The 20,433-nt window shown below is 67.1% G+C and carries 18 protein-coding genes; 17 read left to right on the top strand and 1 reads right to left on the bottom strand.

What is annotated here, in order from left to right; all coding sequences use genetic code 11:
• Positions 1-71: 71 nt before the first annotated feature.
• The 17 genes from C3E87_RS10230 to dprA all read left to right on the top strand — a co-directional run bounded on the left by C3E87_RS10230 (position 72) and on the right by dprA (position 18,829).
• Positions 72-6,521 carry a discoidin domain-containing protein gene (locus C3E87_RS10230; protein ID WP_076062344.1) on the top strand — a complete coding sequence of 2,150 codons (6,450 nt, stop codon included), beginning with the start codon at positions 72-74 and terminating at the stop codon, positions 6,519-6,521.
• A 158-nt stretch (positions 6,522-6,679) separates the two neighbouring features.
• On the top strand, positions 6,680-6,931 hold the full coding sequence (locus C3E87_RS10225; protein WP_198928282.1) for a hypothetical protein: 252 nt from the start codon (positions 6,680-6,682) through the stop codon (positions 6,929-6,931).
• Positions 6,928-7,371 carry an FAD-dependent oxidoreductase gene (locus C3E87_RS10220; protein WP_198928281.1) on the top strand — a complete coding sequence of 148 codons (444 nt, stop codon included), beginning with the start codon at positions 6,928-6,930 and terminating at the stop codon, positions 7,369-7,371. Before C3E87_RS10225 ends, C3E87_RS10220 begins: the two co-directional genes overlap by 4 nt.
• A gap of 213 nt (positions 7,372-7,584) precedes the next feature.
• Entirely contained in the window at positions 7,585-8,073 is a 489-nt protein-coding gene (rpsP, locus tag C3E87_RS10215) for a 30S ribosomal protein S16 (protein WP_076062341.1), read from the top strand.
• 2 nt (positions 8,074-8,075) lie between these two features.
• Positions 8,076-8,324, top strand: coding sequence for an RNA-binding protein (locus tag C3E87_RS10210; RefSeq protein WP_076062339.1), 249 nt, complete (start codon positions 8,076-8,078; stop codon positions 8,322-8,324).
• A gap of 77 nt (positions 8,325-8,401) precedes the next feature.
• On the top strand, positions 8,402-8,920 hold the full coding sequence (gene rimM, locus C3E87_RS10205) for a ribosome maturation factor RimM (protein ID WP_076062337.1): 519 nt from the start codon (positions 8,402-8,404) through the stop codon (positions 8,918-8,920).
• A complete protein-coding gene (trmD, locus tag C3E87_RS10200; protein ID WP_076062335.1) occupies positions 8,917-9,615 on the top strand; it encodes a tRNA (guanosine(37)-N1)-methyltransferase TrmD in 699 nt (232 codons plus the stop codon). Before rimM ends, trmD begins: the two co-directional genes overlap by 4 nt.
• 189 nt (positions 9,616-9,804) lie before the next feature.
• Positions 9,805-10,467, top strand: coding sequence for a succinate dehydrogenase cytochrome b subunit (locus C3E87_RS10195; RefSeq protein ID WP_083665568.1), 663 nt, complete (start codon positions 9,805-9,807; stop codon positions 10,465-10,467).
• Between the two features lie 23 nt (positions 10,468-10,490).
• Complete coding sequence (locus tag C3E87_RS10190; RefSeq protein WP_076062405.1) at positions 10,491-12,509, top strand: fumarate reductase/succinate dehydrogenase flavoprotein subunit; 2,019 nt, start codon at positions 10,491-10,493, stop codon at positions 12,507-12,509.
• Entirely contained in the window at positions 12,506-13,261 is a 756-nt protein-coding gene (locus C3E87_RS10185; RefSeq protein WP_076062330.1) for a succinate dehydrogenase/fumarate reductase iron-sulfur subunit, read from the top strand. The genes C3E87_RS10190 and C3E87_RS10185 overlap by 4 nt, the downstream gene beginning before the upstream one ends.
• Positions 13,262-13,482: 221 nt before the next feature.
• Positions 13,483-13,830, top strand: coding sequence for a 50S ribosomal protein L19 (gene rplS, locus C3E87_RS10180; protein WP_076062328.1), 348 nt, complete (start codon positions 13,483-13,485; stop codon positions 13,828-13,830).
• A 123-nt stretch (positions 13,831-13,953) separates the two neighbouring features.
• The gene (gene lepB / locus C3E87_RS10175) at positions 13,954-14,763 is read left to right on the top strand and encodes a signal peptidase I (protein ID WP_083665562.1); all 810 of its coding nucleotides are present in this window, start codon (positions 13,954-13,956) and stop codon (positions 14,761-14,763) included.
• Entirely contained in the window at positions 14,763-15,413 is a 651-nt protein-coding gene (locus C3E87_RS10170; RefSeq protein ID WP_076062326.1) for a ribonuclease HII, read from the top strand. Before lepB ends, C3E87_RS10170 begins: the two co-directional genes overlap by 1 nt.
• 12 nt (positions 15,414-15,425) lie before the next feature.
• Positions 15,426-15,740, top strand: coding sequence for a DUF2469 domain-containing protein (locus C3E87_RS10165; protein ID WP_076062324.1), 315 nt, complete (start codon positions 15,426-15,428; stop codon positions 15,738-15,740).
• A gap of 91 nt (positions 15,741-15,831) precedes the next feature.
• Positions 15,832-16,200, top strand: a complete 369-nt coding sequence (locus tag C3E87_RS10160) for a YraN family protein (protein ID WP_076062322.1) — start codon at positions 15,832-15,834, stop codon at positions 16,198-16,200.
• A complete protein-coding gene (locus tag C3E87_RS10155) occupies positions 16,197-17,729 on the top strand; it encodes a YifB family Mg chelatase-like AAA ATPase (protein ID WP_076062320.1) in 1,533 nt (510 codons plus the stop codon). The genes C3E87_RS10160 and C3E87_RS10155 overlap by 4 nt, the downstream gene beginning before the upstream one ends.
• Complete coding sequence (gene dprA, locus C3E87_RS10150) at positions 17,729-18,829, top strand: DNA-processing protein DprA (protein WP_076062318.1); 1,101 nt, start codon at positions 17,729-17,731, stop codon at positions 18,827-18,829. Before C3E87_RS10155 ends, dprA begins: the two co-directional genes overlap by 1 nt.
• A gap of 62 nt (positions 18,830-18,891) precedes the next feature.
• On the opposite strand, the gene C3E87_RS10145 is transcribed toward dprA, so the two are convergent.
• Entirely contained in the window at positions 18,892-20,367 is a 1,476-nt protein-coding gene (locus C3E87_RS10145; RefSeq protein ID WP_143570991.1) for a hypothetical protein, read from the bottom strand.
• Positions 20,368-20,433: the final 66 nt, after the last annotated feature.

Below are 20,433 nucleotides of genomic sequence, written 5' to 3'. Positions count from 1 at the left end.
CTTCCCTGCTAGCGCTAACAGCCTTACGTTGCACGCAGATCAACGCTGATCCCATCCGTGGAGGAGCCCCAGTGAAGTTGAACACACCCACCGCCCGGGTCACGAGCATCGTGGCCTCGTTGGCGCTGCTGGCCGGTGGCGGATTCGCCGCGCCGGCCGCCCAAGCGGCCCCAGATCCCATCGCGGCCACCCTGCAGCCCCTGCCCACGTATGCCGAGGCCTCCGGTGTCGCGTTCATCGGACCTGTGCCCGGCGTTGCCAACGTGACGGCCGCGGGAGACGTGGTGACTCTGGAGAACGGGGCACTGAAGGCCGTTTTCGATGTCTCCGCCGTGCCGGACGTCACCGCCTTCCTGAACAAGGCCACCGGCGCACCTCAGAGCATCGACCAGGGCCGCCTCCTGCATTCGGCCAACGGCACCACCGACCTCGGGGCGCTGACGTGGACGCGGACTGCGGCCCCCGCAGTGTCCGATCTCACTGCAGATGCCACCTCCAGCCGCATCGCCCAGACGCTGCCCGGCAAGCAGGTGGCCGTCACCTACACCGCGACGAACACCAGCGGCTTCGCGGCGAACGTGACCTGGACTGCGGAACTGCGCCAGGACGCGAACTATGTGCGTCAGCACCTGAAAGTGGACATCACGGCCGGCTCGGTCGGCCCCTCAGGCGCCAATCCGCTCAACCTCGGCTTGCTCGAGGTGACCCTGCCCGCCGCGCGCACCACCTCGCCGGTCGACGGCTCCCCGGTGGCCTCGGGGATCAACACCCGTGAGACGTTCTTCACCTCGGTGGAGCACCCCATGGCCAAGACCACCATCGGCGCCGACAACGTGGTGCGCCAGGTCGTACCGTCGCGCCGCACCTACTCGGCCACGACGAACCCGACCATCGAGGGCACCGTCGTCTACGGCGTGAGCAACCCGGGCCAGCTGCGTCGCTCCGCCCAGTACTACGTGGAGCGTGAGCGGGCCCATGAGCGCCGCACCTACCTCCACTACCAGTCCTGGTACGACCTCAAGCCCAACGCCGGCGCCGTCGCGAACCCGCTGATGGTCAACGGCGAGAACCTCAAGAAGTCGATGGACCTGTTCGGCCGCGAGCTCACCAGCCGCAGCGCCAAGCTGGACTCGTTCTGGGTCGACGACGGCTGGGACTACCTGCGTGACCCACAGGTCGCGGACGAGACGAACCTGAAGGTCTGGTCCTTCGACCCCACCCAGTACCCCACGGGATTCGCGCCCCAGAAGGCCATCGCCGACAGCTACGGCGCGTCGATGTCGGTGTGGATGTCGCCGTTCGGCGGCTACGACCCGTCCGCCTCGCGCCGACGTGACCTGAACGCCTCCAAGCCTGTCGCGGAGCAGATGGAGCGCAACGCAGCCGGCTTCTCACTGGCCGGCGCCCGCTACGGTCAGCACTTCCGCGACGTCGTCTTCGACATGATGGACAACAACGGCGTCCAGGGCTTCAAGTTCGACGGCATCGGCGGCGGTCTCTACCAGACCGGTGTCAACATGAACTACCTCGCGGACTACGAGGCGATGCTGGAACTGCTCGACGACATGCGCGACCACAACCAGGAGGTCTTCGTCAACGCCACCGTCGGCACCTGGGGATCGCCCTACTGGCTGTGGTACGTGGACTCCATCTGGCGCGACGGCGGCGACGCCGTCATCCAGGGCTCGGCAGATTGGAACAGCGCGCAGGGATCCTCCACCGACAGGTACATGACCTACCGGGACAAGGAGCAGTACCGCAACTTCACCAAGCGCAACCGCCTCTTCCCCGAGACCAGCCTGATGAACCACGGCCTGATCTTCTCGCCGCGCCCCAACACCCAGCACTTCGACTTCGACACCGACCTCAGCAAGCCTGAGGTGCTCGCCGACGCGAAGCGGGCGATCAAGGCCTACTTCTCCATGGGTCTGGGGCTTCAGGAACTCTACGTGCGTTCCACAGAGGTCGACCCCACGACCGGCACCGAGGCCAAGAAGGCCGGCGCCGTCGAGTGGTGGGACACCCTGGCGGACTACGCCAAGTGGGCGCGCGACAACGAACAACTGTTCACCTCTGCGCGCATGATCGGCGCCGACCCCATGGTGGGCGTCTACGGCTCCGCATCCTGGTGGCCGAAGAACAACGGCGAGGGCGTCATGATGCTCCGCAACCCCACCGCGTCGGCCAAAACGTTCACCGTCAACCCGGCCACGGCCTTCGAGCTGCCCTCGAACCAGGCCACCCGCTACACGTTCACTGAGCGCGACGGCGACGCCGCCCCGTTCACCGCTGACGCCTTCCGCCCCCACACCTTCGAACTGCAGCCGTTCCAGACGCTGCTGTTCGAGGCGAAGGCCTCCAACGAGGCGATCACCGCGTCGACGGCGACCCCACCGCCGTCGGACGGCCGCCTGGATGCCACCACCTGGGTGGCCACCACCAACAGCCAGGAGGTCAGCGGCGAGAACGGCCGCGCCAGCAACGTGCTCGACAACAACCGCTCCACCAAGTGGCACACCCAGTACACCCCCAGCAAGACGGCGGCACCCCACTGGCTGACCATCGACATGGGGGAGGCCACCGCCTTCAACCGCATCGACTACGTGCCCCGCGCGGAGTCCGCCGGTAATGGAACGCTGGGGGCCTACCAGTGGCAGACGTCGAACGACGGGACGAACTTCACCACCATCAACTCCGGCGCCTGGGCCACTACCAACACCACCAAGACCGTCAACCTCACCGAGCCGGTGACGGCCCGTTACCTGAGGCTCAACGCCCCCACCGGCGGCGTCGGAGGCTTCACCTCGGCCGCCGACATCAACGTGTTCGCGCCCCCGGCCAGCGACGCCGCGCCCACCTCGGCCCCGGCCACCCTGCCCGACATCACGGCCGGCACGTTCAACCACCTGCTCAACGGCAACGCGCTCACGGCACCCGCCGGCGGGCACCTCACTGTGCCCGATGCCCCCGCCGGTTGGAGCTACGTCACCATCACCGATGACGCGGATGCCCGCACCAACATCGGCTGGATGAAGCCGGCCGAGGGGCAGATCGCCGGCCGGGTGCTGATCCCGACGGCGGTCGCGCCCGGGGACTACACCGTCGAGCTGCGCGGCACGAACGGCTCCGTCGTCGGATGGGCACCGCTCAACGTCACCGAAGAGAACGTGCCTCCCGTCGTCACCGACATCCCCACGTCCTTCGTGGAGCGGGGCGGTGCCGTCGACATCGCGGTGCTCGCGCAGGACGGCGACACCCTCACCTACAGCGCCACCGGCCTGCCCGAGGGCGTCACCATCGACGCGGCCACCGGCGTCATCTCCGGCTCCACCCTCGCAGAGGGTGCGTACCCGGTGACGGTGACCGTCGACGACGGCCGCGAGGGCGTCACGACCACTGCCTTCACCCTCAACGTGGTCGTCAGCACCAAGCTCACCCCCGCGGGCTGGACGGCGCAGGCCTCCAGCTATGAGGAGAACGGGGAGACCTCGTCGCAGTTCCCGACGAACGGCCGCCCCCAGTCTGTGCTGGACGAGAACCCGGCCACCTTCTGGCACACCGACTACTCGCCGGCCCCGGCAGCGCCGCCGCACTGGATCCAGGTGACCTCGCCGGAGGTCGTCGAGATGCAGCGCTTCGCGTACACGCCCCGACAGATCTCCGGAGCGACCGAGGTGGCCAACGGCACCGTCACGAAGTACCAGTGGCAGGTGTCCACCGACGGCACCACCTTCACGACGGTGGCGTCCGGCGCCTGGCCGGCGACCTTCGGCACGAAGACCGTCACCCTCGACCAGCCGGTGGAGGGCAGCATCGCCAGGCTGCTGGTGGTGGAATCGCACACCCGCGCCGACAGCTCGGGGAAGTTCTTCGGCAACGCCGCTGAGCTGGCCGTCTACTCACTGTCCACGGATGTGACCGGCCCGGTCATCGCTCCTGTGGCCGACGCATTCATCGAATTCGGCGACCCGGTCGACATCCTCGTCACCGCCGAGGACAGCAACACCCCGGTGTCGTTCACCGCCACCGGCCTCCCGGCCGGCGCGACGATGGAGACCACCGGCACCATCGTCGGCACCCCGACGGAGAAGGGCCTCTTCGAGGTCACCGTCACGGCAACCGACCCCAACGGTAACCAGTCCACCGCCTCCTTCACGCTGAGCGTGGGGGTGGCTCCGAAGATCGCCGTCGAGAGTGCGCCGTCGTCGATGGCGTGGTCGAGCGACGCGGAGGTCACCTTCACCACCACCGACATCCTCGAGTTCAGCGTGCTGAGCGTCGAGGTGCCGGAGGGATGGCAGGTCTCACCCTCTGAGCAGTGGCTGACCCCCGGTGACGGTTCCACGACCGTGACGCTCCGCGCACCCGCCACGGGTACGTCGGGCGTCATCACCGCCACGGTCACCGCGCTCGACGGGAAGAGCTCAACGGTGGACTTCACCGTCGCGTTGTACGACCCGTCCGTCCGGACCATCGGGGGTGCGGTGGCCTGGGATTCGGCCGAACCGGCCGAGGGTGGCACCGCGTCTCCCAACGGCTACATCACGGCTGCCGTCGACGGTAACCCGGCGACGTTCTGGCACACGCAGTGGAACGGGACGAACCCCACCCATCCGCACCATGTGGTGATCGACCTGGGCAGCGTGCAGGAAGTGGCGTCGTTCACCTACCTGCCCCGCACCTCCGCGGAGTGCAGCAACTCCGTCGCACCGCCTATCTGCAACGGCCAGATCGCCGGCTACGAGATCTACGCCGGCACCGGTTCGTTCGGGGAACGCACCCCGGCCGAACTGAAGCTGACCACGTTCGCGGAGCCCGCTGATGCCGCCTTCACGAAGGTGGCAGAGGGCACCTTCTCCGTGGCGAACGATTCGGCCAAGACGGTCGTCTTCGACCAGCCGGTCACCACGCGCTACCTCAAGCTGAAGTCGCTGTCCGCCATCACCAACTCCAACGGCACGAGCCAGCCGTGGGCGCACGCCGCCGAACTGAAGGTGGCGGGGCCGACGGTCCAGACGCCCGAGGTACTCGACGACGTGCCCCTGGGCGCCAAGCTCGTGGTGGACCCGTCCACGGTGGAGGCCGGCGCTTCGCTGGGCGTCACCGGGGCAGGCTTCGCGGCCGGCGGCACCGTGACCGTCTCGCTGGGGAGCGCTTCCCAGAGCGTCACTGCCGCAGCTGACGGCACCATCGCCGTCACGCTGTCGGTCGCCGCGGACCAGCCGGGAGGGACGGCCACCGTGACCGCCACCGACGGCACCACGTTCGCCACCGCGGAGGTGGCCGTGACCGCTACGGAGACCGCGCCGTTGATCGGGGTGATCGCCGACCAGAGCATCGAGCTGGGGTTGTCGATCCTCCCCGTGACCGTGTCCACCACGGGGACGGCGCCGATCACCCTCGAGGTGACGGGCCTGCCCGTCGGCGTGACATTCAACGCGTCGACGGCCGACATCGCCGGCACCCCGACGGCCGTCACGGCCGCCCCGGTCACCGTGACCGTCACGGCGAGCAATGCGGCGGGGACCGACACGGAGACGTTCACGATCGCGGTGTCGGACACCACCGGGCCCGCCATCGCGGTGATCACCGACCGCTCTGTGCAGGCCGGCTCGGTGGTGTCCATCCAGGTCGCCGCTGCGGATCGTCAGGCCATGACGTACGCGCTCTCCGGCAACGGTGAACTGTCGATCAGCGCCACGGGCCTGATCACGGGCACGGTGACGACGGTGGGCACCTCGGCCCTCACGGTCACGGTGACCGACGCATCGGGCAATGTGTCCACGCGGATCTTCACCCTGACAGTGTCGCCGAAGCCGTCGCCGTCACCGTCGCCGTCACCGTCGCCGTCGGCCTCGCCGTCGCCGTCGGCCTCGCCGTCGCCGTCGCCGTCGGCCTCGCCATCACCCTCGCCGTCGCCGACACCGTCGGCCTCGCCTTCACCGTCCCCGTCGGGGTCGCCGTCGGTATCCCCGACTCCGTCGGCGTCAACGTCGCCCGAACCCTCGACGTCGCCGAAGCCCTCGACGTCGCCGTCCGCCAAGCCGACGACGCCGCCCAGGCCGCCGAAGTACGAGCGCACCGCCCCGTACACGGCACCAGGTAAGCACACGGTCAACAACCGGGAGTGGATGACCACCTGCGAGGCGTACTCGCAGACGGAGCGCTGCCGCACCGACATCTGGGCGACCATCGTGGTCATCGAGGACGGCCAGTTCGTGCGGAAGTCCGGGTGGGCGTTCAACAACCTCACCTACCTCCCGTACATGACGCGCGAGTCGTGGCGGGGCAACCCGCTCGGTGACGTTTCCGCCACCACGGGCGGGGTGTTCTCGTCAGCCGGACGGCAGTGGCGCACCGAATGTGACACCGCCGCGACCGGTCGCGGCGCGTGCCGTAGCTACACGATGACGACGGTGTACGCGGCCGCGGCGAAGGCTGGCGGTGGCTATACCTTCAGCCAGACCAACAGGTGGGTGTTCAACAACATGGTCCTCTTCGGAGACCCGTCCTGGCGCTGACCCTGACCGGTTGATCCTCGACGAGAACCGCCGGGAGTGGGCAAGCCCCACTCCCGGCGGTGCTCCGTCCTGGGACATGCGCCCCTGTTCAACCCTCTTATCCCGGCCTACTATGTGCCAAAGATCGGAGGCTTTTCATGGTCGAAAAGTTGAGGTTGGTGAGCAAGGAACTGGTTGCCGAGGGCACCATGGCCTTCCATTTCGAGAAGCCCGCGGATTTTGAATTCCGCGCGGGTCAATACGGCGAATTCACTCTCCTGGATCCTCCGGAAACCGACGAGGAGGGAAACTCCCGCATCTTCTCGCTGGTGCAGGCGCCGCATGAGGGCGAGCTGGTCCTCGCCACGAGGCTCCGGGACAGTGCCTTCAAACGGGTGCTCAGGGGGGATATCCCGTCGGCACCGAAGTGAAGTTCGACGGGCCCTGGGGTGACTTCAGGCTGCACAAGAAGGAGTCGACGCCGGCCGTCTTCCTCATCGGCGGCATCGGCGTGACGCCCGTGCGCAGCATCATCTCGCAGGCGACCCACGACCGGACCGGGCACCAGCTGCTGCTCATCCACGCGAACGAGGACGCCAGCGGGGCGCCGTTCGTCGCCGACTTCGAACGGTTCGCGGCCGAGAACCCCAACTTCACCTACGTCCAGGCCCTCTCCACCCCGACTGAGGACTGGCCGGGGGAGGTGGGCCGGATCGACGGCGCGATGGTGCGCCGCCACGTCGCAGACGTCGCCGCCCCCATCTACTATCTGTCGGGTCCGGCGGGTATGGTCAAGGCCATGCGCGGCCTGCTTCTGGAAGCCGGCGCTGACGAAGACAACATCCGCACCGAGGAGTTCTCGGGCTACTGACCGCCGTCGCAGGGAATGTGGCCACGGGCACCGGGAAGCGGTGTTTGGGCCAGAGGCATCATTTCTGGCAGAATGGCGGATGCACCTCGTCGAGGCGTGCCCTCTCACGCGCCCGGCAGGACCCTTTGGTTTACGTGCGACGTGCCCCACACGTCGCGCGGCACCTTTCGACACAGCCTCCCTGAGGCAGATACAACAGGAGACCCCACACACGTGGCTACCAAGATTCGTCTGAAGCGTCTCGGCAAGATTCGCTCGCCCCACTACCGCATCATCGTGATCGACGAGCGCGCCAAGCGCGACGGTCAGGCCATCGAAGAGATCGGTCTGTACCACCCCAAGAACGAGCCCAGCCTCATCCGCGTTGATTCCGAGCGCGTGCAGTACTGGCTCGGCGTCGGTGCGCAGCCCACGGAGGCCGTGGTGGCCATCCTGAAGCGCACCGGTGACTGGCAGCAGTTCTCCGGCGACACCTCGCCGTCCGGCGTCCTGCCGCAGCGTGAGCCGCGCGACCGCGACGCCGCGTTCGCAGCCGCCCTCGCCGAGGATGCCGACGCTTCCGCGCCGGCCATCTCGAAGGCCAAGAAGAAGGCCGACGAGGACGCCGCCAAGAAGGCTGCTGCAGAAGCCGCCGCCGCTGAGGCCCCGGCCGCAGAGGCCACCCCGGCCGAAGATGCCGAGGCTCCCGCCGAAGAGGCCTGAGCATGCTTGCTGAAGCCCTGGAGCACCTCGTCGCGGGAATCGTGTCGAATCCTGACGACGTGACTGTCAAGGACAAGGATCTGCGCCGTGGTCGTCTGCTCGAGGTGCGTGTGCACCCCGACGACGTGGGCAAGGTGATCGGCCGTCAGGGCCGCACCGCCCAGGCCCTGCGCACCGTGGTCGGTGCGCTGGCGGGCAAAGAGAGCGTCCGTGTCGACTTCGTCGATGTGGACCGGCCCAGCCGCCGCTGACAGCAGCCTCACAAGCCGAGCAATGCCCCGGGACTTGACGAAAGTCCCGGGGCATCGCCTATCTAGGACATGAAGACATGAGCGAGATTGAAGTCATCGTCGGCCGCGTCGGCCGCGCCCACGGCCTCCGGGGCGAGGTGTTCATCGACGTGCGCACGGACGAGCCGGCGCGCCGGTTCATCGCCGGCGGCACGCTGCAGATGGGGGACAAGCGCCGCCCGGTGAAGCTCGCATCCGTCCGCTGGAACCGCGGCAGGCTGCTGGTCAGCTTCGCGGACACCCCGGACCGCACGGCCGTCGAGAAGCTCACCGGAGAGCTGCTCTACGACCGGGTGGCAGAGTCCGAGCTGCCCAGCGAACCCGAGGAGTTCTTCGACCGGCACCTGGTCGGCCTCGTCGTGCGTGATCACACGGGCGCGGAACGCGGCACCGTGACGGAGGTGCTGCACCTCCCGGCGCAGGACGTGCTGCAGCTGGACGTCGACGGCGAAGAGCGGCTGGTCCCGTTCGTCGAGGCGCTGGTGCCCACCGTCGAGGTGGAGGCGGGCTACGTCCAACTGGCCGATGTGCCGGGGCTGTTGGAGGACATCGAATGAGGCTCGACTACGTCACGATCTTCCCGGACTACTTCGCACCGCTCCAGCTCTCGCTGGTGGGCAAGGCCATCGAGAGCGGCATCATTGACGTCGCCGTGCACGACTTGCGCACCTGGACCCATGACCGGCACCACACCGTCGATGACACGCCGTACGGCGGCGGCGCCGGCATGGTGATGAAGCCGGAGCCCTGGGGCGAGGCGTTCGACGCGCTGGAGGAATCAGATCCCCGGCCCATGACCGTCATCGTCACCACCCCGACAGGCAGGCCGTTCACCCAGGCGCTGGCCTACGAACTCACAGCCAAGGAGCGGCTGGTGTTCGCCTGCGGCCGTTACGAAGGGATCGACCAGCGCGTCATCGACCACTGCACAGAGCACTACGAGGTCATCGAGGTGAGCCTGGGCGACTACGTGCTCAACGGGGGAGAGGTGGCCGCGCTCGCCGTCACTGAGGCCGTGGTGCGCCTTCTGCCGGGCGTCGTGGGTAACCCCGAGTCCCTCGTCGAGGAATCCCACTCTGCCGAGCACCAGTTGCTCGAGTACCCGAATTACACCAAGCCCCCGCTCTGGCGCGGCCGCGAAGTGCCGGAGATCCTGTTCAGTGGACACCATGCGAACATCGCGAAATGGCGCCTCGAACAGGCCACCGAACGGACCCGGGAACGGCGCCCGGACCTCCTCCACGAGGGCTGACAACCACCTGGTCCCCTCCAGCGAATTTGGCGAGCTGAAACGCACGTAAATAGTGCATGAGGACGGGCTGTCGGTTAACCTGACCCCTTGGCCCACAAGGTGATTCGCGTTGGCTAGAGTGTCGCCGTGGCAACAAATCTCACCATTCATCAACGTGCGAGGCGAAGCACGGTCGTGAAGAAGGTCATCATGGCGGTGACCGGTCTCATCATGATCGCCTTCCTCCTAGTGCACATGTACGGCAACCTGAAGATGTTCTACACGGCGGACAACTTCCATGCCTTCGACTACTACGCAGAATGGCTCAAGGGCAAGACGCCCGATGGCGGCATCCTGTACCCGATCATGCCCGCCGGTACCTTCATCTGGGTGTTCCGCTTCGCCCTGGTGCTTTCGGTCGTACTGCACATCTGGTCGGCGGCTACGCTGTCCGCCAAGACCCTCGCGCAGCGTGGCGACAAGTACGTGACCTCGAAGAAGAAGGTCCAGACCTACTCGTCGCGCACCATGCGCTGGGGCGGCATCATCATCGCGGCCTTCCTGATCTTCCACCTCCTCCAGTTCACGATCGTCCCCGGCTCCCTCGGCGCCGGTGGCAGCGGCGAACACCCCCACGAGATGGTGCTGGCCAGCTTCAGCCTGTGGTGGATGGTCGTCATCTACGGCATCTGCATGGTCCTCATCGTCATGCATATCCGGCACGGCTTCTGGAGCGCCTTCGCGACCCTCGGCGGCAACCCCAGTGCCAAGTCGCGCCAGTGGCTGAACATCCTGTCCGTCATCGTCGCCGCTGTCCTGTTCATCGGCTTCATGGTCATGCCGATCGCCGTTCTGATGGGAGTCATCTCGTGACCGAGACCACTGCAACCGCTCCTGTGGAGACCGCGCCCGCCGTCACCACGCCTGCGGCCACGGACTTCTGGACCGTCGGCCAGGACATCTCCGACACGAAGGCGCCGCAGGGCGTCTCCATCGACGAGGTCTGGAAGACCCGCCAGTTCCAGGCCCGCCTGGTCAACCCCGCCAACCGCCGCAAGCTCAGCGTCATCATCGTCGGCACCGGCCTCGCCGGTGGCGCCGCCGCCGCGACGCTCGGTGAGGCCGGCTACAACGTGCTGAACTTCTGCTATCAGGACAGCCCGCGTCGGGCCCACTCGATCGCCGCCCAGGGCGGCATCAACGCGGCGAAGAACTACCGCAATGACAACGACTCGACGCACCGCCTGTTCTACGACACGGTCAAGGGCGGCGACTACCGCGCCCGCGAGACCAACGTCCACCGTCTCGCCGAGGTGTCGGCCAACATCATCGACCAGTGCGTCGCCCAGGGCGTGCCCTTCGCCCGCGAGTACGGCGGCCTGCTCGACACCCGCTCCTTCGGCGGCGTGCAGGTGCAGCGCACGTTCTACGCGCGTGGCCAGACGGGTCAGCAGCTCCTGATCGGCGTCTACCAGCAGTTGGAGCGCCAGATCGCCGCGGGCACGGTCAAGATGTACGCCCGTCACGAGATGATCGAACTGATCGTCGTCGACGGCCGGGCGCGCGGCATCGTGACCCGCAACATGATCAACGGCAAGATCGAGGCCTTCACCGCAGACGCCGTCGTTTTGGGCACCGGTGGCTACGGCAACGTCTTCTTCCTGTCCACCAACGCGATGGGCTGCAATGTCACGGCGACGTGGCGCGCGCACCGCAAGGGTGCCTACTTCGGCAACCCCTGCTACACGCAGATCCACCCCACCTGCATCCCGGTGCACGGTGAGACCCAGTCGAAGCTCACGCTCATGTCCGAGTCGCTGCGCAACGACGGCCGCATCTGGGTGCCCAAGCGCGCCGAAGACTGTGGCAAGGATCCCCGTGAGATCGCCGAAGAGGATCGCGACTACTACCTGGAGCGCATCTACCCGGCGTTCGGCAACCTGGTGCCTCGTGACATCGCGTCGCGTCAGGCGAAGAACATGTGCGACGAGGGCCGCGGCGTCGGCCCCGCCGTCGCCGAGCGCGACTCCGAGGGCAACGAACGGCACATGCGTCGCGGTGTCTACCTCGATTTCTCGGACGCCATCAACCGCCTGGGTCAGAAGGCCGTCGAAACCAAGTACGGCAACCTCTTCGACATGTACGCCCAGATCACCGGCGAAAACCCGTACGAGACCCCGATGCGCATCTACCCGGCCGTGCACTACACCATGGGCGGCCTGTGGGTGGACTACGACCTCCAGTCGTCGATCACCGGCCTGTACGTGACAGGCGAGGCGAACTTCTCCGACCACGGGGCGAACCGCCTGGGTGCTTCGGCCCTCATGCAGGGCCTGGCCGACGGCTACTTCGTGCTGCCGAACACCATCAACGACTACCTGGCTGATGCCCCGTTCGAGAAGGTCGAACTGGATCACCCGGCGGTCATCGAGGCCGTCGGATCCGCCCGCGGCCGGATCGAGAAGCTGCTCAGCATCCAGGGCACCCGCTCGGTCGACTCCTTCCACAAGGAACTCGGCCACATCATGTGGGAGTACTGCGGCATGGAGCGCACCGAGGAGGGCCTCACGAAGGCCATCGGCCTCATCCGTGCGCTGCGTGAGGAATTCTGGACCAACGTCCGCGTGACGGGCGTCAACGAGGACTTCAACCAGGCCCTCGAGCGCGCCGGCCGCGTGGCCGACTTCATGGAACTCGGCGAACTGATGTGCGTCGACGCCCTGCACCGTCGCGAATCGTGTGGCGGTCACTTCCGCGCCGAGTCGCAGACGGAGGACGGCGAGGCCATGCGCAACGACGCCGAGTACCTGTATGTCGGCGCCTGGGAGTGGGGTGGCGAGGGCGGCAAGCCCGTGCTGCACCGCGAGCCTCTCATCTACAAGGCAATCGAACTGAAGCAACGGAGTTACAAGTGAAACTCAAGCTACGTATCTGGCGCCAGGCCGGTCCGCAGGCGGCCGGCAAGATGGTCGAGTACGACCTCGACGGCGTGTCCGAGGACATGTCGTTCCTGGAGATGCTTGACCTTCTCAACGAGCAGCTCACGCAGCGCAACGAAGAGCCGGTGGCCTTTGACCACGACTGCCGCGAGGGTATCTGCGGCATGTGTGGCGTCGTCATCAACGGCATCGCGCACGGCGGTAGCGAGTTCCGCACCACCACCTGCCAGCTGCACATGCGTTCCTTCGAGGACGGCGCGACGATCGACATCGAGCCTTGGCGTGCCGGGGCCTTCCCTGTGATCAAGGACCTCGCCGTCGATCGCACCGCCTTCGACCGCATCATCGCCGCCGGCGGCTTCATCTCGTCGAACACCGGTTCGGCGCCGGACGCCCACGCAACCCCGGCACCGAAGCGCGAAGCCGATCTGGCCTTCGACAACGCCACCTGCATCGGTTGCGGCGCTTGCGTGGCGGCCTGCCCGAACAGCTCCGCCATGCTCTTCACCTCGTCGAAGATCACGCACCTGGCGATGCTGCCCCAGGGTCAGCCTGAGCGGTACCGCCGTGTGAAGTCGATGGTGGCGCAGCACGATGAAGAGGGCTTCGGCAACTGCACCAACATCGGTGAGTGCGCCGCTGTCTGCCCGAAGGGCATCCCGCTGGAGTCGATCTCACAGTTGAACCGCGACCTCATCAAGGCGATGTTCATGAGCGACGGCAAGTAGTCATCTGCCACACAGGGAGGGGCGGCGCTTCGGCGCCGCCCCTCTCTCGTTGTGTGGGACCCTGATTTCCGACGGTGCGCCCAAGGTGCCATAATGAGTAGCCGTTGCCCTCACCTGGGCAACCCCAGCAATGCCAGCTCCTGCCACGGGGGGATCGTCTGAGCGTTTGCCGGGCCAGACAACACCGCGGTGACCTGTGGCGCTGACGGAAAGGTTTGAACATGACCAACCCCCTCATCCAAGAGGTCAACAAGGCGTCGCTGCGCGATGACATGCCGCAGTTCCGCGCCGGTGACTCCGTCAAGGTGCACGTGCGCGTCGTTGAAGGCAGCCGCTCCCGTATCCAGGTGTTCGCAGGTGTCGTCATCGCCCGCAACGCCGGTGGTGTGCAGGAGGCGTTCACCGTCCGCAAGGTGAGCTTCGGTGTGGGCGTGGAGCGTACGTTCCCGCTGCACTCTCCCATCATCGAGAAGATCGAGGTCGAGCGTCGCGGTGACGTTCGTCGCGCCAAGCTGTACTACCTCCGCGGCCTGCGCGGCAAGGCCGCCAAGATCCGCGAGAAGCGTTGATCACCTGCTCCTGAGAGCTGCATGAACCGCCGGGCCTGTGCCCGGCGGTTCTGCGTTATCCACGTCTGTGGGCGGCGGTATGCTCAGATGAGCGACCCCGCCTGACCTCTAAGGACTGAATTCGTGGCATCCACCACCGAGCCCACCGAACCGTTCGCAGTCGGGGCATCCCAGACGCAGGCAGAGCATGTCGAGCCCGCCCCGCCGGGCTTCGGCCGTCGCCTGCTCGGCTGGTTGGGGGAGGGCATCCTGATCATCGTCGGGGCGGTCGTCATCGCCACGCTCCTGCGCACGTTCGTCGGGCAGATGTTCGTCATCCCATCGGGATCCATGGAGAACACGCTCCAGGTCAATGACCGGGTGCTGGTGGCCAAGTTCGGCGGGTTCCAGCGGGGGGACGTCGTCGTGTTCGAGGATCCGGGCAACTGGTTGCCGCCCAGCACCCCCACGGACAACCCGGTCAAGAAGTCGCTCGAGTTCATCGGTGTGCTGCCCAACTCAGGCACCGAGCACCTCATCAAGCGCGTCATCGGCATGCCGGGAGACCACGTCCGCACCACGGACGACGGCTTCCTGGAGGTCAACGGCCACCAGCTGGAGGAGTCGGCGTACCTGTACGCCGCCAACGGCGTCCAGGTGGCTCCGTTCACCGTCCCGTTCGACATCATCGTGCCGAAGGACCGCATCTTCGTGATGGGAGACCACCGCAACGCCTCGAACGACTCCCGCTGCCGGCTGGGCGACGTGTCGCAGGTGCCGGGGGAGCGCGCCTTCGTGCCGGTCAGCAAGGTGGTGGGTTCATCAGTGGCCATCGTCGCACCGCTGCAGAGGCTTTCCACCTTCACCGTGCCGGAGACCTATGCGAGCGTGCCGGCGCCTGCGGACCCCGCGCCGGAGAAGCCGGACCTCATCCGGGTGGAGCCTGGCTGCTGATGATTCGGCCGGGTCGGGGCCCCTACGGGTATGAAAGAGCGTTGGTACGCGCCGGGTTGGGTCCCGTCGCGGGTGCCGACGAGGCCGGGCGCGGGGCATCTGCCGGCCCCCTCGTCGCGGCCGCGGTCATCCTCAACCCGGACAGGCCCATCAAGGGCCTCGACGACTCCAAGGTCCTCACCGCCGCAGCCCGTGAGCGGCTCTACGACGAGATCGTCAAGCGTGCGGTCGCCGTCGCGTGGTCGCTGGTGGAGCCGGCGGAGTGCGATGAGCTGGGCATGCACCAGGCAGACCTGCACGGCCTTCGCCGAGCGGTGGGGCGCCTGGAGGTGGCGGCCGGGTTCGTGCTGACCGACGGCTTCCCCGTGGACGGCCTCGGTGTGCCGGGGTTGGCGATGTGGAAGGGCGACAAGGTGGCCGCCTGCGTCTCCGCCGCGTCCATCGTCGCGAAGGTCACCAGAGACCGCATCATGACCGAATACGACGCAACCTACCCCAGCTATGGCTTCGCCATCCACAAGGGCTACAACACCAAGCTGCACCAGGGCGCCCTGCACGAGCACGGGCCGTCACCCATCCACCGCTGGTGCTTCGAGAACGTCCGGCTCAGTGCCAGGCGGGCAGATGTTACCGCGGCCGAATCAGGCTAGAGTTGAGCAACCATGAGTGCCGAGGATCTTGAACAGTACGAGAGCAAGCTCGAGCTTGACCTGTACCGCGAGTACAAGGACGTCGTGTCCATCTTCACCTACGCGGTGGAGACGGAGCGGCGGTTCTATCTGTGCAACGCGGTGGATCTCAAGGTGCGCACCGAAGGCGGAGACGTCTACTACGAGGTCTCCATGGGCGACGCGTGGGTGTGGGACATGTACCGCCCGGCCCGCTTCGTGAAGTCGGCGAAGGTGCTGACGTTCCGTGACGTGTCCATCGAGGAGATCGCGCACTCGGATCTCCAGGTGCCCGACAACGAGAACTGAGCCCCTCCTGCTGCACCCGGTTCCCCGGAATCTGTGGATAACGGTGATCGCCCACCTCCTCTGACCATAAATGGGTCCGAGGTGATGACCCATGAACCACAAACAGACATTCGGGCGTCTGGGAGAACAACGAGCAACGGACTACCTGCTGGAATGCGGCTGGCAGATCCTTGAGCGCAACTGGCGCTGCACGGAGGGCGAGGCCGACATCATTGCGATAGACCCCGACGCGCAGGCCCTGGTGGTCGTCGAAGTGAAGACGCGGGCCGGCCTGGGGTTCGGCTCGCCACTGGAGACGATCACGTACGCGAAGGCACGCCGGCTCCGGCAACTGGCCGGCATCTACGCCCGGCAGTCCAAGCTGGGGCTGCCACGGCTCAGGGTGGACGCCATCGGCATCCTGTGGCCCCGGAACGGCGGCTCCGAACTGGTGCACGCCCGCGGGATCGAGGAGCGGTGAGCCTGTCGTCGTGGTCAGTGGCGCTGCAGGGCATCGACGGGCATCCCGTGGAGGTGGAGGCGGCGGAGGGCGGCGGCCTGCCCCGCACCCAGATCGTAGGGCTGGCGGACAAGGCCCTCAACGAGGCCAAGGAGCGGGTCAAGGCGGCCGTGCGGGCGTGCGAATTCAAGTGGCCGGAGCAACTGGTCACCATCAACCTGTCGCCGGCGGGCCTCCCCAAGGCGGGTACGCACTATGACCTGGCCATCGCCGTGGCGGCGCTCGCCACGCAGGGCTACATCAGCCCCGGCCGGGCCGCGCGTACGGTCCTGATCGGCGAGTTGGCGCTCGACGGGCGGGTGCGGAGGGTGCGGGGCATCCTGCCCGCCATGTTGGCCGCAGTGAAAGCTGGCTTCGAGCGTGCCATCGTCCCTTACGGCCAGCAGGAGGAGGCTGCCCTGGTGCCGGGCATCACGGTGGACGGAGCGGGCCGCCTCGACGAGGTGGTGAGGCTGGTCAACGGGCTCACTGTCGACAACCCTTCTGAGGCCGCCCCTCCGTCAGAGCCCATGGCCGGACCCAGCTCCGTCTTCGTCCCTGATCTCGCGGATGTCGTGGGGCATGAGGACGGCAAGTTCGCCCTCGAGGTGGCGGCTGCGGGCCGGCACCACCTGTTCCTCACGGGGGCGCCAGGCGTCGGCAAGACCATGCTGGCGTCGCGGCTGCCCTCCATCCTGCCGGAACTGGACCCCGACGAATCGGTGGAGGTGTCGGCGCTCCATTCGCTGGCGGGGCACGAACTCTCGGGGCTGATCACCCGCCCGCCCTTCGCGGACCCGCACCACTCCACCACACAGGTGGCGCTCGTGGGCGGCGGCTCGGGGGAGCTGAAGCCGGGCGCCATCTCGCTGGCCCACAGAGGCGTGCTCTTCCTGGACGAGTGCCCGGATTTCGGCGGCAAGTTGGATGCGCTGCGCACCCCGCTGGAGAACGGCTGGATCAACGTCAGCCGTGCCCGCATGTCCACCCGCTTTCCAGCCCGTTTTCAGCTGGTCCTCGCGGCCAACCCGTGCCCCTGCGGACGGTTCGGGGTAGCGGGGATGGACTGCACCTGCGAGTCGGTCAAGGTGCGCAGATATCAGGAGCGGCTCAGCGGGCCCATCCTCGACCGCATCGACATCCGGCACCAGATGGCGGGCATCAACCGCGTGCTGCTCGATTCAGATGTCGCGGCGCCGGAGGCCAGCGCCGTCGTGCTGCAGCGCGTGCTCGAGGCCCGCGAGCGCCAGCGCCACCGGCTGCGCCGTACCCCCTGGACCACCAACGGCGAAGTGGCGGGGCCTTACCTCCGCAAGAAGCTGCCGCTGCCGCTGGATCTGGGGCTGCTGAACAGCGCATTGCAGCGCGGCGCCATCAGCGCACGCGGCGTGGACAAGGTGCTGAAGCTGGCCTGGACCCTGGCGGACCTGGCCGGCGGCAGCGGGATCTCGGACAGGGAGCTGCGCGTCGCGCTGCACCTTCGCCAAGGCGACCAGGAGAGGGCGGCGTGATGGTCACGGAGGTAGAGGCCCGGATGGCGCTGTGCGCCCTCACGCCTCTGGGGCAGCCCAACGTGGTGAAGGCGCTCGCCCGGTTCGGGGCCGAGGAACTCTGGCGCGGGTTTCTCTCCCAGCCGGATACGTCGTGGGGAAGGCGGGCGCAGGCGATCGATCTGCCCGGGCTGCAGCGAAGTACAGAGCGCTGCGGGTCCAGGTTCATCATCCCGGGAGATGACGAATGGCCGTCCGCCCTGGCCGGCCTGGCAACGGCGGAGGTCGCCAAGCAGACCGGGGAACCCATCGGGCTGTGGATCAGGGGACGGCCGCTGACCGGGCTGGGCGGAGGAGTGGCCATTGTCGGTTCCCGGGCCTGCACCACCTACGGCGAACACGCAGCCGTGACGCTGGCGGCAGACCTGGCGATGCAGGATCGTCCCGTCATCAGCGGGCTCGCCTTCGGGGTGGACGCTGCCGCCCACCGGGGTGCGCTGGGGGTGCGTGGCACCACGGTGGCGGTGCTGGCCAGCGGTGTGGACGAGCCGTACCCGGCGGCCAACAGCCGCCTGGCCGATCGGATCATCGAGTCAGGCGGGCTGGTGTCGGAGCTGCCGCCGGGTTACCGCCCCACCCGCTATGCCTTCCTGGCACGCAACCGAATCATCGCGGCGCTGGCTGACGCGGTGATCGTGGTGGAGGCTGCCGCGCGGTCCGGCGCCAAGAACACTGCCTCGTGGGGCAACTCGCTGGGCCGCCCGGTGCTCGCGGTGCCGGGCCCCATCACGTCGTCCCTGTCGTCCACGCCGCACAAGCTCATCCGCGACGGCGAGGCCATCCTCGTCACGTGTGCAGAGGACGTCCAAGCGGTGCTGTCCCCGTTGGGCGCCGTGGCCGAGCCCACGGGCCGTGGAGCGAGCCGGCCCATCGACCAGTTGCCGCTCCCGCTCATGGAGATCCGGGAGGCGGTTGGCTCGAAGGAGCACGTGAGCGCCGCCCAACTGTCCGCCCGTACTGGCCAGGCGATGATGGATGCGCTGGCCAACGCAGCCGAACTCGTGGAATCCGGATGGCTCGACGAGCAGGGCGGGCTCTTCTCCCTGCCCGCGAGGCGCTGAATGGGCAAGGCCCCGGGGCTGCGGCAGAGCCGCAGACCCGGGGCCTCGTCCAGTTGATCGCGTCAGCGCTTCTCAGGGCTGCCGAACATCACGATGTTGTTGAACACCCACTGGTTGGACTGGCTGAACGTGTAGCCGCCGCCAGCCTTCGCCGTGGCGCCGTACACCGTCGTCAGGGTGTAGGAGCGGCACGCGCCGGTGCCGGTCTGGGCGGTGTGGCATTCAGTGCGCCACTCGCGGCCACCGGAGGTGAAACCGTCCATGTCGTCCGCGGCGAGGGGGTTGCCCTGCCACGCCGCCTCCGTCATGTAGGGGAGGTAGGTGAGGTTGTTGAAAGCCCAGTCAGTCTTGCGCACGAAAAGGCCGTTCTCAATTCGAACAACCGTGGCGAGAATCTCCGTGCGGCAGCGCTCAGTCCGAGAATATGGCTCGCACTGTGTTTTCCACTGTCGCCCATTGACAGAGTGCTGCCCTGCGAGGGTGTAGGGCGCCGTGCGTATGTGTCGGGAAGCACCCACGTGCAGGAGATCCACCGGTGCCAGGGCGAAGACCGCCTGGGCCGTTGCGCGGAGCCATTGGCCACGCGCGATGCTGGAGATCCTGCCGTCAACAATTCGGTCATGCGCCTCCTTGTTGTAGGCGATTGCCCCGGTGTTTTCGGGTCCGTTCAACTGCAGCGTCTTGACCCAACTGCCGATTTTCGAAACGACCGTTGGCTCGAGACCGGACAGGGCTGCGGCCACGAGACCTGAGGAGTTTGAGTTCGGGCTCGGCGTGAAAGGTAGTGCGCCTGTGTACGAGCCATCTGTTTGCTGCCGAGCCTTCAGCCAGGCCACTGCCTTGGCAAGCGGGGCCTTGGCAGCGGTCACACCAGCCGCGTCAGCGGCCCGCAGCGCCATCACGAGCATGGCCGTTCCATCAGGATCGTGTGATTTCTTGGCCACATCACAGTGTTTAGCGGGATCGGCGTCGAAAAACATTGGAAATGCGCCGCTGGAGCATTGCTGACCGGCGAGAAACGAGACCGTGTTCGGCGGAAGGACACTGGTTCGAGCAAGCCCAATCATGATGTAGGCCTGGCCGAAAGCGTTTGTACCAGCCGCGTGCCCAGGCATGGTTTTGTCAGTCAGAGAGCCTTTTGCGAGTTTTGTTGGGTTGATCCCACCGAACGAGGTGGTCGATCTTCCAGCCGCTGCGAGGGTGACAAGAGCCTTCCCGATCATGCCGTTGTCGGGACTGCTACCCGTTGTCAGGTCCTTGAAACTCGGGCCGGACGCATTCTGGACACCAGCCAGCCAGCGATCGATTGTTGCCTGTGGCGCGCCCACTGCAACGGCGCCCAGCGCGGCATCAAGAGTCAAGCCCATGTCCGGATAGTCCTCGTAGGAAGACAATGTGCCATTGGGGTTGGTCTGGGCAGCCAACCAGGTCATGGCCTCGCGGGCATCGCTGGTGGTGTCAGCGGAGGCAAGGGAGCCGAGGCCCAAGGTGAGGCCGACAATCAGGGGGAGCGCCATCAGGCGGGTGCGCATACGCACTGAGGATCCTTTCGCGTAAGACCCGCACACGGTGTGCGGGTGATCCATGCACGAGCTTCGGTCCGA

This window comes from Tessaracoccus sp. ZS01, assembly GCF_022342445.1.
Taxonomy (GTDB): domain Bacteria; phylum Actinomycetota; class Actinomycetes; order Propionibacteriales; family Propionibacteriaceae; genus Arachnia.
This window is presented reverse-complemented; position numbering and strand designations above follow the sequence as displayed.